Raw genomic sequence first — 19034 nt, 5'->3', positions numbered from 1 at the left:
GAGGTATCGGCGGAGTGACGCTGAAGCCCGTGGTCCGTGACGCGGATCACCGCCGACGGCGGCCTGTGCGGCGCCGGGCGCCGAGCCGCCCCGCCCGTACCGCCGAAGCGGCCGGAGGAGACCGAAGAAGAAGGAGGGAGCCCTGCGACCCCCATCGCTGGGAGCGCTCCCACTCCCCGGCGCCGTCATGTTCCATCCCGCATCCGATCCCATTGGTCACTGGAGTGACGACATGAAGAGCAGACAATCCACCGCGGTACCGCGCCTGCGCCGCCTCGCCCCGCTGGTCGCGGCGGCGGTCCTCGCGCTGATCACCACCGCCCCGCAGCCCGCCGCCGCCGACCCGATCCAGGCGGCCCAGGTGCTGTGCGGCCAGTACGACTCGCTCCGGGTCGACGGCGGCCGCTACATCGTGCAGAACAACGTGTGGGGCGCGAGCACCCGGCAGTGCATCGACGTGAACGGCACCTCGTTCACCGTGACGGTCGCCGAGCACAACAACTCCACCAGCGGCGCGCCCGCCGGGTACCCGTCGATCTACGCGGGCTGCCACTACCGCAACTGCACCACCAACAGCGGGATGCCGCGCCAGGTGAGTTCGATGAACACGGTGACCAGCAGCTGGAGCACCAGCGCGCCGAGTTCGGGCGTCTACAACGTCGCCTACGACCTGTGGTACGACGCCGACCCCAACGCCCCGGCTCAGAACGACGCCGAGCTGATGATCTGGCTGCGCCACCAGGGCGACATCCAGCCGATCGGCCAGCGGGTCGCCTCGAACGTGCAGGTGGCGGGGGCGAGCTGGGACATCTGGCAGGGCAACATCGGCTGGAACGTCATCAGCTTCATCCGCACCTCGCCGACGAACTCGGTGTCGAACCTCAACCTGCGCGCCTTCACCGACGAGGCCGTACGCCGCGGCGCCGTGCAGCGGAGCTGGTACCTGACCAGCATCCAGGCCGGTTTCGAGCCCTGGCGCGGCGGCGCCGGACTGGCCACGCACTCCTTCTCGACGACGGTGAACTGATCCACGCGCCGCCGCTGGAAAAGGGCCGGACTCCGATCGGAGTCCGGCCCTCAGCGCTTCAGGATCGGTCGCCGCCCTTGACGGTCGCGATGAAAGCACGCCACTGATCAGCCGAGAAGGACGGGTACGGCTGGTCAGGGTTCTTGGAGTCGCGGACCGGCATCGTTCGGAGAGACGCGGGCGTCGCCGCTTCCACGCAACCCCCGCCATCGGTGTTGCTGTACGACGAATTCCACCACTGGTGGTTGCACTCGCTGTTCTTGAATGTCCTCCTTGATCGTGCTCAGAAGGTGTCGAAGCTGAACCTGCGCGCCTTCACCGACGAGGCCGAGCGCCGCGACGCCGAACCGGCCACGCACTCCTTCTCGACGACGGTGAACCGGCCCGTTTCCCCGCGCTGCTCCACCCGACGGGCGGCGCGGAGGCATTCTTTCTGCCTACGGTCACAAGCGATAGGAACGGTCGCGGGCGACCCGGTGTCCACCGGCCTTGATCTGGAGGGTTGCGATGAGCGGCACAAATGCTATAACGACGGAGTTCTCGGCGCCCTGGGCCGTGAGACCCTTCAGGGGGCATGGGATCGGCATCCACCGCGCGGCGCCGGTCGCTCTCCACTCTCGGCAAGATATTTCCCGTAACCGTCGCTCGGGACGCCGAGTCGTCATTTCTGAATTGGCAGATAAAGCGATCCTGCATACAGCGACTTGGGCTTCCACTTGTGTTCCACTCGGAGAGGACGCCCGCCCATGTGGGCGCACGCCACAGGACCTCAAGGAAATAGCTGAAGCCGAAGAGATCCTCGCTGCCCTGGTCATGCGCATGAGGCGGCGCGCCGCACACCCCACAGGCGTCCTTACGCCATCATGACGCTTCACAAGATTCACAAACTCGTGAAATCGTCGTAGCTTGTGACGCATGGAAACCGCACGATCGACACACGGCCTCGCGGGCACCCGGTCGCTGGTCCGGCTCGCGCTGCGGCGCGACCGCGTGCTCGCCCCCGCCTGGATGCTGCTGGTCGCCGGGCTCGTCGTGGGCACGGGCGTGCAGTACCACGCGCCTTCCCCACCGCCGCCGCGCAGGCCGCGATGGCCGAGGCGGTCGGGGCCAACCGCGCGCTGCTGGCCTTCTCCGGCCAGGTGACCGCGCCCACCCTCGGCGGCCTGGTCATGTTCAAGATCGGCGACATCGCCTTCGGCCTGGTCGCGCTGATGGCGCTGCTCAGCGTGGTGCGGCACACCCGGGCGGACGAGGAGTCGGGGCGGCGCGAGCTGCTGGCCGCCACGGCGGTGGGACGGCACGCGCCCCTGGCCGCCGCCCTGGCGCACACCGCCGGGCTGTGCGCGCTGACCGCGGCGCTCAGCGCCGCGGGGCTGCTCGCCCTCGGCTTCGGCATCGACCCGGTCGGGGCCGCGGCCTTCGGCGCCGCGATGCTGGCCGCCGGGCTGGTCTTCGCCGCGGCCGCCGCCGTCGCCGCCCAGCTCACCGCGCAGACCCGCACGACGTACCTGCTCGCGGGCCTGCTTTTCGGCACCGCCTACATCCTCCGCTTCACCGCCGACGGCGGCGGTGTGCTCTGGCTGCGCTGGCTTTCGCCGCTGGGCTGGAGCCACCTGCTGCGGCCGTTCGGTGACGAGCGCTGGTGGACGCCGGCGATCCCGGCGGCGGCCGTGCTGGTGCTGGCGGGCACCGCCTTCGCGCTGGCCGGGCGGCGCGACGTCGGCGCGGGCCTGGTCGCGGCGCGCGACGGCCGCGCGACCGCCGCCCCGTCGCTGCGCGGCCCCCTCGGCCTCGCCTGGCGCCTGCAGCGCGGGCAGCTGCTCGGCTGGACGGCGGCCTTCGCGGTGGCCGGGGCGGCCACGGCGAGTGTGGCGCCGGGCATCCCGGCGCTGGGCGGACTGCTGGGCGAGCCGATGCTGGAGTTCTTCCGCCGCTACGCCGCCGCCCCGGACGTGAGCCTGTCCGACACCTACCTGTGGATCGTGGTCCTCAGCCTGGGCTACGCCGTGTCGCTGTACACGCTGCTGGCGACGCTGCGGCTGCGTTCGGAGGAGGCGTCCGGCCTGGCCGAGCCGGCGCTGTCCGCACCGCTCACCCGGCTGCGCTGGGCCGGGGGGCACATGGCGGTCACGGCGGCGGGCACCGCGGCGATGCTGCTGGCCGCCGGGCTCGGCGCCGGGCTGGTCTACGGGCTCGGCCGCGGCGACGTGGCGGAGCAGCTGCCCCGGGTGCTGCTCGCCGCGGCGGTGCAGCTGCCGCCCGCGCTGGTGGTGGGCTCGGTGGCGGTGTTCGCCTTCGGCTTCTTCCCCCGGTACGCGGTCGCGTCGGCCTGGGTGGCCTGGGTGTTCTTCCAGCTTTTCGGCGAGTCGATCGGCCCGGTGCTGGGGATCGACTACTGGGTGGCCAACCGGGTGGTGCCCTGGCACTACGTGCCGATGGTGCTCACCGGCGAGGAGTTCTCGGCGGTGCCGCTGCTGTGGCCGGCCGCGGTGGCCGCCGCGCTCACCGGCGCGGGCCTGCTGGCCCTGCGCCGCCGCGACCTGGTGTGAGGCCCCGTTCCCGCCCGGCCTCGGGAGGACGGGCGGGAACGGGCGCCTCATCCGGCCGCGCGGCCCCGGCGGATCCGTGCGTCGACCAGCGGCGCGCCGACGGCGCCCGCGACCGCGAACAGCAGCGGCAGGTAGCGCAGGGCGCGCAGCCAGGGCATGTCGGGCGAGCCGCCCATGGCGAGCACGGCGGCGATGGCGATCGCCTCCGACAGCACGAAGCCGAACACCAGGCCGCCGAACAGGCCGGCCACGGCGATGCCGATGGTGCGCATCCGGGTTCTCCCCTCTCCCACCCGGCGGTGGGCTCTCGGTACGGCAGGGTCCGCGACGGCCGGTGCCGTCACAGGTAGCCCGGCCCGGTCACCCGGTGCCGGAAGACGCTCCAGGTCCACACCTGGGCGGCCAGCAGCAGCGGGAGGATGATCGCGACGACGGGCAGCAGGAAGGCGAGGGTGCCGTCGTCGGCGGCGGTCGCGGCCAGCGGCAACCGGATGCCGGCGGCCAGCGGCAGCAGCGCCATCGCGGCCGAGGTGAGCGCGAAGGTGGGCGCCTCCCCCGAGGGGCCGAAGGGTCCGCGCGCCCGGGTGCGCAGCGGGCCGCTGAGCCGCAGCGCCGCGAAGGCGAGGCCGTGCGAGCCGAACAGCACCGCGACGGCGAGGGCGGCCAGCGCGGCGCCGAGGCCGGTGGCGGGCCGGTCGGTGATCCCGGCGAACAGGCCGGAGAACATCCAGCCCCAGCTCAGCGCGACCGTCCAGCTGCCCGCGGTGATGGCGGTGTCGCAGACCGCCCACCAGGCGCGCCCTCCGGCGCGGCCGCGCATCCACAGGCCGGCGTCGCGGCCGATCCACCCGGCCAGCAGCGCGACGACGGCGGGGAACAGGCCGGTCAGCAGCTCGCCCTCCAGGTCGGGGAAGGCGCCGACGAGGAGGCCGGCCGTTGCCACCAGCCACACCTCGTTGCCGAGGAAGACCGGCCCGACCGCGGCGATGGCCGTCCTGCGCTGCCCGGGGTCGCGGCCGAGGTAGGGCAGCACCATGCCGAGCCCGATGTCGGCGCCGCCGAGCACGAAGTAGCCGACGGCGAAGAAGCCGAGCAGGGCGGCGGCGAGCAGTTCCGCGGTCATGGTTCGGTGCGTCCTTCCCTGCTAGAGGCTCACGGCGGGCAGCGGCTCGCGCTCGCCCGGCGACGGCGGGCGGCCCAGTGCGGCGGCGTCGGGTCCTCGGGCGGCGTGCCGGGCCAGCAGCCACGCGTTCACGCTGGTCAGCACCCCGAACAGCACGGTGAAGACCAGCAGCGAGGTGCGCATCGCCCCCTCCGACACCGGCGACACGGCGTCGGCGGTGCTCAGCAGGCCGTACACGACCCAGGGCTGCCGCCCCATCTCGCGGAAGACCCAGCCGGCCAGCATCGCGACGTAGGGCAGCGGGACGGTGGCCATCAGCGCGAGGTGCCAGAGCCGGAAGCGGAGGGCGACCGGGCGGATCAGCGCGAACAGGCAGCTCACCCAGGAGATGTTGAACAGCAGCATGAAGGTCAGGATCATGATCAGTCCGCCGGCGCGGGTCCAGCCCTCCGGGGGCAGGTAGTCGCCCGGGCCGTGCAGGGCGGCCATCTCGGCCTGGATGCGCGCCGCCTCGGCGGTGTCGTTGCCGAACACGGCGGTCTTGAGCGGCTGGAACTCGTTGACGGCGGCGAACTGGAGGCCGCCGGCGATGACGGTGAGCACCAGCGCGGGCAGGGTGACCAGCACGCCGATGCGCAGCGAGCGCAGGAAGAGTTCGTGTTCGCTGGTGCGGCGGAACAGGTGGTAGGCGCTGACTCCGGCCATGAAGAAGCCGGCGGTGACCAGCGCGCCGCCCAGGATGTGCCAGAAGGCGATCACGGCGCTGGGGTTGGTGAGGACGGCGGACACGTCGGTGAGGACGAGGGTGCCCTCAGACACCCGGTGGCCGACCGGGTGCTGCAGGAAGGCGTTGGCGACCAGGATCCAGTACGCGGAGGCGTAGGCGGTGAGGGTGACGACCCAGATGACCGCGAGGTGGGCCCACCGGTTGAGCCGGTGCCAGCCGAAGATCCACAGGCCGAGGAAGGTGGACTCCACGAAGAACGCGACCAGGGTCTCCAGGGCGAGGGCGCTGCCGAACACGTTCCCGGCGAAGTGCGTCAGCCCGCTCCAGGCCAGCCCGAACTGGAACTCCATCACCAGGCCGGTGAGGATGCCCATCGCGTAGTTGATGACGTAGAGCTGCCCCCAGAAACGCGTCATCCGGGCGTGCACCCGGCTGCGGGCGAAGGTCGCGCGGGTCTGCACGCACGCCACGATCGTCGCGAGCCCGAGGGTGAGCGCGACGAACAGGAAGTGCGCGCCGGCCGTCAGCGCGAACTGGAGCCGGGCGAGGTCGAGAACGTCGGATTCCACGCCGTCCACGGTGCGGGGCGGGTGTGCCCCGGCGCGTCATGCCGGCGGTGTCACCCGGGGTACTCCCCTGGTCGGCGGGGCGGGCCGGCGCGTACTCCCGGAGTTGCGTGCGGCCGGTGCCGACACCGCCCGTCAGCTCAGCCAGCCGGGGGTGGCCAGGCCGGACTCGTAGGCCAGTACGACGAGCTGGGCTCGGTCGCGGGCGCCGATCTTGGTCATGATGCGGCTGACGTGGGTCTTGGCGGTGGCCGGGCTGAGGACCAGCCGGGCGGCGATCTCGTCATTGGACAGCCCGGCGGCGACCAGCGCCATCACCTCGCGCTCCCGCTCGGTGAGGGCGTTGAGGCGGGGCGACGGGTCGGGGCGGCGGAGCCGCCCGGCGAACTCGGAGATGAGGCGGCGGGTGACGGAGGGGGCGAGCAGCGCGTCGCCGCGCGCCACCACCCGCACGCCGTGGATCAGCTCGGTGGGCTCGGTGTCCTTGACCAGGAAGCCGCTGGCGCCGGCGCGCAGCGCGCCGTAGACGTAGTCGTCCAGTTCGAAGGTGGTGAGGATGATGACGCGCACCTCGGCGAGCCGCTGGTCGGCGACGATCCTGCGGGTGGCCTCCAGGCCGTCGAGCGCGGGCATCCGCACGTCCATCAGCACCACGTCCGGGCGGTGCTCGCGGGCGCGTTCGACCGCCTGGGCGCCGTCGCCCGCCTCGGCGACCACCTCGATGTCGTCCTCGCCGTCGAGGATGGAGCGGAAGCCCGCGCGGACGAGGGTCTGGTCGTCGGCGAGCAGCACCCGGATCACGTCGTCTCCCCGCCGTCGATCGGCAGCCTGGCGGCGACCTGGAAGCCGCCGCCGGGCCGGTCGCCCGCGCTGAACTCGCCGCCGAGCGCGCGGGCCCGCTCGGCCATGCCGTGCAGCCCGGTGCCGGCGTGCTCGGCCGTGCCCGGTGCGGCGGCCGAGCCGCGTCCGTCGTCCTCGACGCGCACGTCGACGCCGTGGTCACCGTAGTGGACGGCGACGGTGGCGGTGGCGGCGCGGGCGTGCCTGGCCACGTTGGTCAGCGCCTCCTGGACGATGCGGTAGGCGGCCAGGTCGACCTCGGGCGGCAGCGGGCGCGCTTCGCCCTCGGCGACGGTGCGGACCCGGATGCCGGCGGCGGCGGCCCTTTCGACCAGCTCGCCGAGGCGGTGCAGGCCGGGCGCGGGCGCGGTCGGCGCCTCCTCGTCGACCTGGCGGAGCACGCCCAGGGTGGCGCGCAGGTCGCGCAGCGCCTCGCGGCTGGCGTCCTTGATGGTGGCGAGCGCCGCGGCGGCGGGCGGCGGCTCGCCGCCGGCGGCGTCGCGTTCGAGGCGGTGCAGGGCGGCGCCGGCCTGCACGTTGATCAGCGAGATGTGGTGGCCGAGCACGTCATGCAGTTCGCGGGCGATCCGCAGCCGCTCCTCGGTGGCGCGGCGGCGCGCCTCGGCCTCCTTGCCGCGCTCGGCGTCCAGGGCGTGCTGCTGGGCCTCGCGCAGGTAGGCGCGGCGGTTGCTGGTGACGCCGCCGACGGCGATCACCGCGACCAGCCAGCCCGCGGTCTGCAGCAGCATCCAGTCGTCGACGAAGCGGGTGGTGGAGCTGAGCCAGCCGTAGGCCGTGCCGAGCAGCGCGACGGTGCCGACGACGATGGCGGCGGCGAGGTGCCCGCCGGCCGCCGCGGTGTACAGGGCGATGAAGAAGGTGACCAGGATCGGGCCGTCGGGTTCGTGCAGCGGATAGTAGACGGCGCAGGCGGCGAGGGTGGCGACCATGACGGCGACCGGGAAGCGGCGCCGCAGGTAGAGCGCGCCGCAGGCCCCGAGTACCAGCAGCCACTCCAGCGGGCCGGGGCGGGGCGGGCTGGGCAGCCCGGCCACCGACACCAGGGTCCAGCCCGCCACCGCCGCGCCCGCCCCGAGCGCCACGGCGGCGTCGGCGACCCGTCCACGCGGCGGCCACAGCGGGTGGCGCCGCGCCGTGCCGGTAGATGCCATGGTCGGCAGCATAGGCGGCCCGCCGCCGGGGCGGCGGCGGGTCATGTGCGGGCCAAATTCGCGGCAGCTTCGCCTCATCGGCGGCGCGTGCGCCGCGCGTCGGGTACTGGCCCGGCCATGGAGATTCGCCCCGCCGAGCTGATGCTGGCGAGAACGATCGACAGCCTGCCCTATCCGGAGTCCTGCGAGGGCGGCTGCCGGTACGAGCCCAAGTACGACGGCATCCGGGCGCTGGGGACGGCCACCGCTGACGGGGCCGGCCTGCGCTCGGGGACGGGGAGGCCGTTGAGCGACGCCTTCCCTGAGATCGTGGCGGCGCTGGTCGAGCGGCTGCCGGAGTCGACCGTCGACGGCGAGATCGTGCGCTGGAGTGACGGGCGGCTCGACCATGCCGCGCTGCGCCGCCGCTACCCGGGGACGGGCCGGACCGCCCAGGCGGCGGCGACGGCGGAGCCGTGCCAGTTCGCAGTGTTCGACCTGCTCGAACTGCGCGGCGCGAGCGTGCGCGAGCAGCCGCTGTCGGTGCGCCGCCGGCTGCTTGCGGAGCTGCTGGGCGGCGAGCCGCCGGAGTCGGTGCTCACCCTGGTGCCGCAGACCCGCAGCTGGGAGACGGCCAGGGAGTGGTTCGAGGCGCTGCCGCCGCGCGGCTTCGAGGGCCTGGTGGTGAAGGAGGCGTCGGGCCGCTACCGGCCCGGTGTGCACGGCTGGTGGTGCTACCGGCACCGCGCCACCACCGAGGCGATCATCGGCGGGGTGACCGGCACCCTGCGGCGGCCGCGCGAGCTGATCCTGGGCCGGTACCCGGCCGGGGGCGGTGAGCTGCGGGTGGTGGGCCGCACCGCGCCGCTGGCCGCCGCCGAACAGCAGGCATTGGCGGCGCTGCTGCGCGCGGCCGGCCCGGGGCACCCGTGGCCGGCGATGCTGCCGCCGCGTGCGAACGGCGACCTGCTGCTGCGCTACACGAAGGTGGAGCCGGAGCTGGTGGCCGAGGTCAGCGCCGGGGGCGGCGCGCACGACCCGTGGCGCCGCCCGGTGCGCTACCTGCGGGTGCGCACCGACATCACCGCGGCCGAGGCGCCCTTCGACGGGGCCGTGCAGGTCTGAGTCCCACCCGTGTCCGGGGCGCCGCCGTCAACGGACGGGGGCGCCTCGGCTTGTGTGGGGGCGGGGCGTATGGCCGCTCGGGGGTACCCCCCGAGTTCCATTCTTCCAGGTGAGGCCGCGCCACGGTGTGCGTCGGTGCGGCTTGTGGATGGCGTGCGCCGGTGTGGCCGGGCTGTGCACAGGCGCATGCCCGTATTGGTGGAGCCTGCCGGAGGATCGGGTCGACCGGTCGGGCCTGGGCCCGATGACGGTGGAGCGTGGTCGGGGCCACGACTCGCAAGGGCCCCCGTCGGGGGTACCCCCCCGAGTTCCATTCTTCCAGGTGACGCCCGCGCAAAGCCATGCGTAGTGCGGCTTGTGGACGGTTGGGTCCGATGCGGTCGACTTGTGCACAGGTCGCCGGGTGCGGGTGTGTCCTTCTCGGTTCTCCGGCATCGGTCGGCACGGGCGCGCCCACAGTGCGGCGGCGCAGGAGTGCCTGCCGTGTCCGCACCGGCACGCCGCCGTGCGGTCCGCCGCGCAGCGGTTCCGGGGCGGGTCCGCCCCGGTACCGCTGCGCGGGTCCCGCGCCGTCAGTTCGCGGACGGCCGCGGCCGGAACGCCGCCGTGAGGAGGTGGCCGCTCGCGCCCAGCAGGTGCGGGTGCTCCTCGACGCCGCGGAGGGCGTCGAGGAGGGTGGTGCGGCGCTCGGGGTCGTCGAGCCAGGTGTCGATCGTGGGCAGCAGCCAGGCGGCGCCCTCGATGCCGTACTGGCGGGCGGCGGGCAGCCCTGCGGCGGTGAACTCGGCGAGGATCTCGGCGGGGTCGTGCAGGTAGGCGTCGAAGCCGCCGGTGGGGGCGTCGAGGCCGGCCGAGACGAGGCGGCCGGTGGCGGTCGCGGTGTCGACCATCGACCGCAGCGCGGGGTCCTGGTACCAGCCGTGGTAGAGGCTGTCGTGCAGCGGCGAGGTGCGGTTGATGGTGGCGGCGGCGACCAGGCCGCCGGGGCGCACGGCGCGCACCGCCTCGCTCAGCGCCAGGGCGCGGTCGGCGGGCTCGGCCAGGTGGTAGAGCGGCCCGAGCAGCAGCACCGCGTCGGCGGCGGCGTCGGCGGCGTCGAGTTCGCGGGCGTCGCCGATGGTGGCGCGCACGCCGGGCAGCTCCGCCGCCCGCTCGATGTGCAGCGGCATCGGGTCGATCAGGTGGACGTCGTACCCGTCCTCGGCCAGCCAGGCGGCGTGCACGCCGGTGCCGCCGCCGACGTCGAGCACCCGCGCCGGGGCAGGCGGCAGCAGGCGGCGGAGGATGTCGCGCGTGCGCAGCAGTTCGAGGCGGTCCCGGCCGGCCCGGAGGCGGCCGTGCTCGCGGCCGGCCTGGTAGTAGGCGAGCACCTCGTCGGTGAGCCTGTGTGAGTCGGTACGTTCCATACCGTTATGGTCTCGGCGCGCGGCGCGGTGGGTCCACCGCTTTTCGGCGGGCCGGGGCGCGGAATGCGCGCGGCGGGCCGCGCCGTTGAGGGCGGGGAAAACCAGGAGCCAAGCACTACGAGGTCTGCCTATTCTTGGGCAAGGTATGGGTACGTCCACCGGGAGATCCCCGCTCGCCGAGCTGAGAGCACGCCTGCCGGAGCTGATGCCGAGCGATCGCCGCCGGCTGCAGCGCCGGCTCGACGGCGTACGCAGGGTCACCGACGAGGCGCGGCGCGCGGCCGCCATCGCCGAGATCGCCGCCGACGCCGATCGCGCCGAGGAGCGGGTGCGCGGCCGCCGCGCCTCCGTCCCGCCGATCACCTATCCGGCGGAGCTGCCGGTCAGCCAGAAGAAGGACGACCTCCTGGCGGCGATCCGCGACCACCAGGTGGTGATCGTCGCCGGCGAGACGGGTTCGGGCAAGACGACCCAGCTGCCCAAGATCTGCCTGGAGCTGGGCCGGGGTGTGCTCGGCATGATCGGCCACACCCAGCCGCGGCGGCTGGCCGCGCGCACGGTGGCCGACCGCATCGCCGAGGAGCTGGGCACCACCACCGGCGAGGCCGTGGGCTACCAGGTGCGCTTCACCGACCGGGTGGGCGAGAACACCCTGGTCAAGCTGATGACGGACGGCATCCTGCTGGCCGAGATCCAGCGCGACCGCATGCTGCGCGGCTACGACACCCTGATCATCGACGAGGCGCACGAACGCAGCCTGAACATCGACTTCATCCTCGGCTACCTCAAGCAGCTGCTGCCCAAGCGGCCCGACCTCAAGGTCGTCATCACCTCGGCGACCATCGACCCGCACCGCTTCGCCGAGCACTTCGCCGTTGACGGCCGCCCGGCGCCGGTGGTGGAGGTGTCGGGCCGCACCTACCCGGTGGAGGTGCGCTACCGGCCGATCGTGTCGGGCTCCGAGGGCCCGGCGGGCGCGGGCGCCCGCGACGACGCCGACCGCGACGTGTTCCAGGCGATCGGCGAGGCCGTCGACGAGCTGTGCGCGGCAGGGCCGGGCGACATCCTGGTGTTCTGCAGCGGCGAGCGGGAGATCAGGGACGCGGCCGAGGCGCTGGCCAAGGACCGGCGCCCTGGCGAGCTGGAGATCCTGCCGCTGTACGCGCGGCTGTCGTCGGCCGAGCAGCACCGGGTGTTCCAGCCGCACTCCGGCCGCCGGGTGGTGCTGGCCACCAATGTGGCCGAGACCTCGCTGACGGTGCCCGGCATCCGCTACGTGGTCGATCCGGGCACCGCGCGGATCTCCCGCTACAGCCACCGCACCAAGGTGCAGCGGCTGCCGATCGAGCCCGTGTCGCAGGCCAGCGCGAACCAGCGCAAGGGCCGCTGCGGGCGGGTGGCCGAGGGCATCTGCGTCCGGCTGTACTCCGAGGACGACTTCCTGTCCCGGCCGGAGTTCACCGACGCCGAGATCCTGCGTACGAACCTGGCCTCGGTGATCTTGCAGATGTCGGCGGCCGGGCTCGGCGATGTGGCGGCCTTCCCGTTCATCGACCCGCCGGACCGCCGCAACATCAAGGACGGCGTGCAGCTGCTGGAGGAGCTGGGCGCGCTCGACCCGGCGGCGAAGGACCCCGCCAAGCGCCTCACCCCGCTGGGCCGCAAGCTGGCGCAGCTGCCGGTGGACCCCCGGCTGGCCCGGATGGTGCTGGAGGCCGACCGCAACGGCTGCGTGCGCGAGGTGATGGTGATCGCCGCCGCGCTGTCCATCCAGGACCCCAGGGAGCGCCCGGCCGACGCCCAGCAGGCGGCGGCCGAGAAGCACGCCCGCTTCGCCGACCGCGAGTCCGACTTCTCCGCGTACCTGAACCTCTGGCGCTATCTGCGGGAGCGGCGTTCGGAGCTGTCGTCCAACCAGTTCCGCCGGATGTGCCGGAACGAGTACCTGAACTACCTGCGGGTGCGGGAGTGGCAGGACATCTACAGCCAGCTGCGGCAGGTCGTGCGCACCCTGGGCGTCACCGTCCCCGAGGAGCCGGCCGGGGGCGACGCCGGGGAGGCGCCCGACGACGCGGCCGCCGCGGCCCGCTACGCCGCGGTCCACCAGTCGCTGCTGGCCGGGCTGCTGTCCCATATCGGGGTCAAGGACGCCGACAAGAACGAGTACCTGGGCGCGCGCGGCGCCCGCTTCGGGGTGTTCCCCGGGTCGGGGCTGTTCAAGAAGCCGCCGCGCTGGGTGATGGCGGCTGAGCTGGTCGAGACCTCCCGGCTGTGGGGGCGGATCGCGGCGCGGGTGGAGCCGGAGTGGGCCGAGGCGCTCGGCGGCCACCTGGTGCGCCGCCACTACAGCGAGCCGCACTGGGAGAAGAAGCAGGCGGCGGTGATGGCCTACGAGCGGGTCACCCTGTACGGGGTGCCGATCGTGGCGCAGCGCCGGGTGAACTACGGCCGGATCGACCCGGAGCTGTCGCGGGAGCTGTTCATCCGGCACGCCCTGGTGGAGGGCGACTGGCAGACCCACCACGGTTTCTTCCACGACAACCGCAGGCTGCTGGCCGAGGTGGAGGAGCTGGAGCACCGCGCCCGCCGCCGCGACATCCTGGTGGACGACGACACCCTGTTCGAGTTCTACGACCAGCGGATCCCGGCCGACGTGGTGTCGGGCCGCCATTTCGACGCCTGGTGGAAGAAGGCGCGCCGCAGCCAGCCCGAGTTGCTCAGCTTCTCGGCTTCGATGCTGGTCAGGGAGGCGGTCGACGAGGTCAGCGAGGCCGACTACCCCGACACCTGGACCACCCCCGACGGCATCCGGCTGCGGCTCACCTACGCATTCGAGCCGGGCGCGGACGCCGACGGCGTGACCGTGCACATCCCGCTGCCGGTGCTGAACCAGGTGGGCGCCGAGGGCTTCGACTGGCAGGTGCCTGGGCTGCGCGAGGAGCTGGTCACCGCGCTGATCCGGGCGCTGCCCAAGGCGATCCGGCGCAATTTCGTGCCGGTGCCCGACCACGCCGCCGCGGTGCTGGGCCGGCTGAAACCGCGCGAAGGGCCGCTGCGGGAGGCGCTCGCCGCCGAGCTGAGCCGCCGGCTGGGCGGCGCCCCCGACGCGGTGCCCGCCGACGCCTGGCAGCTGGACCGGGTGCCCGACCACCTGCTGATGACCTTCCGGATCGTCGACGACGCCGGCGCGACCGTCGCCGAGGGCAAGGACCTGGAGGCGCTGCGGACCCGGCTCAAGGACCGGATGCGGGCGGAGTTCGCCGCCGCCGCGAGCGGGATCGAGCGCAGCGGGCTCACCGACTGGACCTTCGGCACGCTGCCGCGCACCTTCGAGCAGGACCACGCCCCGGGCCGCGCCGCCCAGGGCCGCGCCGGGCACGCCATCCGCGCCTACCCGGCGCTGGTGGACGAGGGCGCGAGCGTGGCGATCCGGCTGTTCGACACCGAGGACGAGCAGCTGCGCGCCATGTGGCAGGGCACCCGCCGGCTGCTGCTGCTCACCCTGCCGTCGCCGGCCAAGTCGATCCAGCAGCGGCTGCCGGGGCCGCGCCGGCTGGCGCTCGGGCACAGCCCGTACCGGAGCACGGCCGAACTCTTCGACGCCTGCGTGGCCGCCGCGGTCGACAAGCTGCTCGCCGACCACGGCGGCCCGGTGTGGGACGAGCCGGCCTTCGCGAAGCTGCGCGACGCAGTCCGGGCCGACCTCCACCACACCGCGGCCGAGGCGGTGGAGCGGGTGGCGCGGGTGCTGGCCGCCGCGCACGAGGTGGACCGGCGGCTGCGGGGCACGGTCAGCCTGGCGCTACTGCCCTCGCTCACCGACATCAGGAACCAGATCGCCGGCCTGGTGTACCCCGGGTTCGTCACCGACACCGGCTGGGCGCGGCTGCCCGACGTGGAGCGCTATCTGCGCGCGATCGGCTGGCGGCTGGACAAGCTGCCGGAGAACCCGCGCCGCGACCAGATGTACATCGCCCAGGTGGAGCAGGTGCGGCAGTCCTACGAGCGGCTGCTCGGGCAGCGGCCGCCCGCCGAGCGCGCCGACGAGCCGCTGCGCCGGATCCGCTGGATGATCGAGGAGCTGCGGGTCAGCTACTTCGCCCAGCCGGTCGGCACCGCCTATCCCGTCTCCGACAAGCGGATCAGGAAGGCCATGGCCGAACTGGGCGGCTGAGCGGCGCCGCTCCGGAATGGCGGTGGCCGGATCATGGGATCATGGCCTGTCGCACTCTCGGCCCTTTCGGTGCGCTTTCTTCCGCAGCGGATTCGCGGAAGGCGCCGATATCGTTGCGCGCGCCGGAGATCCGCCCTCGCCCCGAAAGCGGAACGGTATTTCAGGGGCCCAAAAATGATTTCTCCGTAGGGCCAGGTCACCACTTGATCGCCAGTTGCGACTGGGCCCCCTTCCGCATGCCCCTGGGCGCGAAGCGCTCCGATACCGGCCCACTGAGCTGCGAAGAAATCTGCTGGTAACAATCCGAGTGGAAACGGAATATTCTTCCGATTGGGTCCCCCGGCCCGGCCCGGGGGCCCTGGTCCGCCCCTCCGGACCTCTCTAGCTTTGCGACGGAGACGGTCTACAGGTCGGACAACGGGAGTAAGTCGATGCGTCGAGACGAGGGCGCGAGCCTTATCGAATACGCGGCACTCCTGTGCCTGTCGTCATTACTGCTGCTCGCCCTGGTAACCGCGTCGATGACGGCGGGTGTGGACATGTCGATCCGCTCGGCCGTCTGCGTTCTCTTTATGGATGAGGATTGCGCGGACGGGATAAGCACCGCTCCCGGCGACGACACCGAGCCTGGCGACGAGAGCGACCCCGACGGCGAGGGCGACCCCGACGGCGACGGTCCCGGGGACGGACCGGACGACGGGCCCGGGGACCAGCCGGGCGACGATGAGCCCGGCGACGACGGCCCCGGCGACGGACCGGAGGACGAGCCCGGCGACGGGCCCGAGGGCGAACCCGGAGATTCGCCCGGGGACGGGCCTGATGACGAACCGGGCGACGACGAGCCCGGCGAGGACCGCCCGGGGGACCGGCCCGAGGACGAGCCCGGCGACGACGAGCCCGGCGAGGACCGGCCGGAGGACGAGGGACCGGAGGACGAACCCGGTGACGGCGGTCCGGGCGACGACGAGCCGGAGGACCGGCCCGGGGACGAGCCCGGCGATGGCGAACCGTCGCCCGAGGACTGTATCCGGCCCGGCTTCATGCCGGCCGTGGCGCCGTGGATCTGGGTGGACGACTGCGACCGGCCGGACACCCCGGAGGACGACCGGCCCGGGGACGAGCCCGAAGACGACCGGCCCGAGGACGAGGACGACCGACCGGAGGACGAGCGCGAGGACGAGGAGGAGCCGGCGGACGACCGGCCCGTAGACGACCGGTGCATCGACTTCCCCGCCTACCCGTACCCGGTCTCCACCGACGGCTGCGGCCCCAACGAGGACGACGACCAGGACTCCCCGGAGGACCGGCCCGAGGACGAGCCAGAAGACCGTCCGGAGGACGAGGACGACCGGCCCGAAGACGAAGACGACCGGCCTGAGGACGAGGACGACTCACAGGACGACCGGCCCGAAGACGACCGGTGCATCGACTTCCCCGCCTACCCGTACCCGGTCTCCATCGACGGCTGCGGCCCCGGCCAGGACGACGACTCAACTGGGAACCGCCCCGAAGACGGGCCCGAGGACCGTCCCGAAGACGAAGACGACCGGCCCGAGGACGACGACGACTCACAGGACGACCAGCCGGAGGACGACGAGGACTCCCCGGAGGACGACCGGCCTGAGGACGACGAGGACGACCGGCCCGAGGACGACCGGTGCATCGACTTCCCGGCCTACCCGTACCCGGTCTCCATCGACGGCTGCGGCCCCGGCCAGGACGACGACTCGCCCGGGAACCGGCCGGAGGACGGGCCCGGCGACGAGCCCGAGGACGAGGACGACCGGCCCGAAGACGAGGAGCCAGAGGACGACCGGCCCGAAGACGACCGGTGCATCGACTTCCCGGCCTACCCGTACCCCACCTCCACCGACAACTGCGAGCCCGGCGACGAGCGCGACGACGAAGAGGACGGGGAGGACCGGGGCAACGAGCCTGACCGGGACGACGGCCGGCCCCGATGCGAGCCGGGCAGCCCGCAGAGCCGCTTCGACCGCGACTGCGCGCCGGACGACGACGACCGGGACGAGTGCGAGCCGGACGACTGCATCGTCCGCGACGACCAGGACGACCAGAGCCGTCCCCCGATTTCGGAGTGCGTGGTCGCCGGCTGGGCTCCGGCCCTGGCGCCCTGGCAGTGGAGCGACCGCTGCGGGCCGAACGACGACACCTACCGGGAGGCGGAGGACCGCAACCGGGACCGGTTCGACAACGAAGACGACGAGCAGGACGACGAGCAGGACGACCAGGATGGGCTGGGGCGCTGCACCCACAACAGCTTCGTCGCCGACACCCCGGTCCTGCTCGCCGACGGGACCCACCTGGACATCGAGGACGTGGCGGTCGGCGACCTGGTGTGGGCGCACGACCCCGCGACCGGCGAGTCGGGCCCCCGGCCGGTGACGGACCTGATCCGCGGCGACGGCCGCAAGACCCTCGTCACCCTCGACCTGGCCGGCGGCGGCACCGTCACCGCGACCGACGAACACCCCTTCTGGGTGGCATCCGACCGCAGTTGGACCGACGCCGAGGACCTGCGCCCCGGCGACCTGCTCACCACCCCGGCGGGCACCTCCGTCCAGGTCGAGACGGCGTCGGTCCGCACCGTCGCCTACCAGCAGGTCTACAACCTGACCGTCGCGGACCTGCACACCTACCATGTGGCGGCCGGCGGTACCGACGTCCTCGTCCACAACGACTCAGCGAACCCGCCCAGGCAGCAGTGCCCGGACCGCCCGGCGGGCACCATAGAGGACGCGATGCATTTCGCGGACATCGCGCATCTTCTGATGGGTACGCACAACAGCCACCCGCCGGTGTACACGGTGGCAGAGGTCTACAACCAGCGGACCGGGCGGTACGAATACTGGGTGACGACGAGCGGCACCGCACCGTCGGCTGAGGCGATGAGGATCATCCAAGATCTCGGCTATATCTACAAACCGGCCCACCGCGGCGTGCACGCCGAGCAGAACCTCGTGGACCATCTGGGTAGCGACTACCAGATCGTCTCGGGCGGGACCAGCAACAACATGTGCACCGGCACCGAGGTCGACACATCGCCGGAGGGCGGTGGGTGCCGCGGCGTGATCGGGGACGACACCGGAGTCGGCGGTCAGGGTATGCAGGTGGGCGGGGAGTACCGGGGCAGGACCTACCAGTCCGGACTGCGCTTGTACTGGTGGGAGAACGACGTACCTGACCTGTCGGACGGGGAGGACTGAGTGACGAACCAGCTGAATCCTCTCCGCGAGGCGGGCCGCGGCGCGGCCGAGCGGTGGCGGAGGCTCGGGATCGGGCGGCCGCTGGACCGCGCCGGCCATGTCGGCGGCGCCGCGGCGGACGGGCCGGAGGATGAGACGCGGAGCGGGAGAAATGGCGTACCACCCCCTTCTCCACTGCGCTTTCCAGCCTTTCCGTTCGTTTATCAGCCACAAATCAGTGGATTCAACGGAGGCTCCCGGCAGTTCCCGTGTGCTCGATGTCACCGCTTGCCCGGACCGGAATTTTGCACCCTCCATAACGCCAGGTCATCAGGTGATTACCGGACGGTATTGGGTCCCGGGACCCAATGCGCCCGCATCTGCGGCCCCATCCTCCACTGGGCCACTGATCTGCAAGAAAACCTTCTGGTAACCGCCTGATCAGCACCTCTGCACTTCGCCGGCCGGGTCCCTGACACGCGCCTGGGCCCCGGCGGGACGAGCAACAACATTCGCACCGGCACCGAGATCCCCACGTCGCCCGGGGCCGGAGGATGCTTCGGCCTCATCTCCGACGACACCGGGATGGGCGGCCAGGGCACGCAGGCCGGCGGGGAGTTCCCCGGGCGGACCTACCCGTCGGGACTGCGCTGGTTCCGGTGGGAGAAATAAAAGGATGGACCTGATGAACCTACTTCGCAGGATCGGCCGCGGCGCGGCCGGCTGGTGGCGGAAGACCGGGATGGGGCGGCTGCTGCTCGCCCTGGCGGCCGCGGCCGGGATCGTACTGGTCGGATTCATGGTCTTCGGCAGCACGGTCCTGCAGCTGCTGGGCGGCCGCACCGACATGAGCGTCGCCGACTTCCAGCTGGCGACCGTGCTGATCGGCTTCGCGGTGCTGGCCGTCTTCGGCGGCCTGGCCGCCTGGGCGGCGGCCGCCATCACCTCGGCCGACCGGACCATGCCCCGGTGGCGCGCCCCGGCGGTCGCCGTGGCCGCCCCGGTGCTGACCGTGCTGGCGATGCTGCTCGCCTACCCCGGCACCCCGCTGGACGCCGCCGGCTACATCGGCGGAGCCGCCCTCGGCGCCGCCCTCGCCGCGTTCCTCGCGGTGCGCGCCGCGGCGCGGGTCCGCCGCTGAGC

The 19034-nt window shown here is 73.0% G+C and carries 14 protein-coding genes; 7 read left to right on the top strand and 7 right to left on the bottom strand.

All coding sequences use genetic code 11. The annotated features are described in order from the left end of the window. Window positions 1–232 precede the first annotated feature (232 nt). Window positions 233–1027, top strand: coding sequence for a GH12 family glycosyl hydrolase domain-containing protein (locus tag CLV72_RS12025; RefSeq protein ID WP_170140958.1), 795 nt, complete (start codon window positions 233–235; stop codon window positions 1025–1027). A gap of 58 nt (window positions 1028–1085) precedes the next feature. Here the strand turns inward: CLV72_RS12025 and CLV72_RS12020 are convergent, their stop codons facing one another. Further along, complete coding sequence (locus tag CLV72_RS12020; protein ID WP_106244711.1) at window positions 1086–1223, bottom strand: DUF397 domain-containing protein; 138 nt, start codon at window positions 1221–1223, stop codon at window positions 1086–1088. Between the two features lie 16 nt (window positions 1224–1239). Here CLV72_RS12020 and CLV72_RS31750 point away from each other — a divergent pair, with 16 nt between their 5' ends. Together CLV72_RS31750 and CLV72_RS12015 are read left to right on the top strand one after the other, a co-directional pair. Continuing rightward, the gene (locus tag CLV72_RS31750) at window positions 1240–1665 is read left to right on the top strand and encodes a hypothetical protein (protein ID WP_146159431.1); all 426 of its coding nucleotides are present in this window, start codon (window positions 1240–1242) and stop codon (window positions 1663–1665) included. Between the two features lie 450 nt (window positions 1666–2115). Further along, window positions 2116–3576, top strand: coding sequence for a hypothetical protein (locus tag CLV72_RS12015; RefSeq protein ID WP_106244708.1), 1461 nt, complete (start codon window positions 2116–2118; stop codon window positions 3574–3576). A 47-nt stretch (window positions 3577–3623) separates the two neighbouring features. On the opposite strand, the gene CLV72_RS12010 is transcribed toward CLV72_RS12015, so the two are convergent. The 5 genes from CLV72_RS12010 to CLV72_RS11990 all read right to left on the bottom strand — a co-directional run bounded on the left by CLV72_RS12010 (window position 3624) and on the right by CLV72_RS11990 (window position 8004). After that, window positions 3624–3848, bottom strand: coding sequence for a DUF5957 family protein (locus CLV72_RS12010; protein WP_106244705.1), 225 nt, complete (start codon window positions 3846–3848; stop codon window positions 3624–3626). Between the two features lie 68 nt (window positions 3849–3916). Beyond that, the gene (locus tag CLV72_RS12005) at window positions 3917–4699 is read right to left on the bottom strand and encodes a cytochrome d ubiquinol oxidase subunit II (protein ID WP_106244702.1); all 783 of its coding nucleotides are present in this window, start codon (window positions 4697–4699) and stop codon (window positions 3917–3919) included. A 21-nt stretch (window positions 4700–4720) separates the two neighbouring features. Further along, window positions 4721–5995, bottom strand: coding sequence for a cytochrome ubiquinol oxidase subunit I (locus CLV72_RS12000; RefSeq protein WP_106245463.1), 1275 nt, complete (start codon window positions 5993–5995; stop codon window positions 4721–4723). 132 nt (window positions 5996–6127) lie between these two features. Continuing rightward, the gene (locus CLV72_RS11995) at window positions 6128–6793 is read right to left on the bottom strand and encodes a response regulator transcription factor (protein WP_106244700.1); all 666 of its coding nucleotides are present in this window, start codon (window positions 6791–6793) and stop codon (window positions 6128–6130) included. Continuing rightward, window positions 6790–8004 carry a sensor histidine kinase gene (locus CLV72_RS11990; protein ID WP_106245460.1) on the bottom strand — a complete coding sequence of 405 codons (1215 nt, stop codon included), beginning with the start codon at window positions 8002–8004 and terminating at the stop codon, window positions 6790–6792. Before CLV72_RS11990 ends, CLV72_RS11995 begins: the two co-directional genes overlap by 4 nt. Window positions 8005–8121: 117 nt before the next feature. On the opposite strand from CLV72_RS11990, the gene CLV72_RS11985 reads away from it, so the two are divergent. Beyond that, window positions 8122–9108, top strand: coding sequence for an ATP-dependent DNA ligase (locus CLV72_RS11985; RefSeq protein ID WP_106244697.1), 987 nt, complete (start codon window positions 8122–8124; stop codon window positions 9106–9108). Between the two features lie 572 nt (window positions 9109–9680). Here CLV72_RS11985 and CLV72_RS11980 read toward each other — a convergent pair. Then, window positions 9681–10514 (bottom strand): class I SAM-dependent methyltransferase, encoded by an 834-nt coding sequence (locus CLV72_RS11980; protein WP_106244695.1) that lies wholly within the window; start codon window positions 10512–10514, stop codon window positions 9681–9683. A 145-nt stretch (window positions 10515–10659) separates the two neighbouring features. On the opposite strand from CLV72_RS11980, the gene hrpA reads away from it, so the two are divergent. From hrpA to CLV72_RS11960, 3 genes are all read left to right on the top strand, one after another. Next, the gene (gene hrpA / locus CLV72_RS11975; RefSeq protein WP_106244692.1) at window positions 10660–14688 is read left to right on the top strand and encodes an ATP-dependent RNA helicase HrpA; all 4029 of its coding nucleotides are present in this window, start codon (window positions 10660–10662) and stop codon (window positions 14686–14688) included. A gap of 572 nt (window positions 14689–15260) precedes the next feature. Then, entirely contained in the window at window positions 15261–17912 is a 2652-nt protein-coding gene (locus tag CLV72_RS32810; protein ID WP_245930114.1) for a Hint domain-containing protein, read from the top strand. A 664-nt stretch (window positions 17913–18576) separates the two neighbouring features. Continuing rightward, complete coding sequence (locus CLV72_RS11960; RefSeq protein ID WP_106244690.1) at window positions 18577–19032, top strand: hypothetical protein; 456 nt, start codon at window positions 18577–18579, stop codon at window positions 19030–19032. Window positions 19033–19034 lie beyond the last annotated feature (2 nt).

This window comes from Allonocardiopsis opalescens (assembly GCF_003002095.1).
Taxonomy (GTDB): Bacteria; Actinomycetota; Actinomycetes; order Streptosporangiales; family Streptosporangiaceae; genus Allonocardiopsis; species Allonocardiopsis opalescens.
Note: the sequence above shows the minus strand (reverse complement) of the source record. Positions and strands in the feature narration are given on the sequence as shown.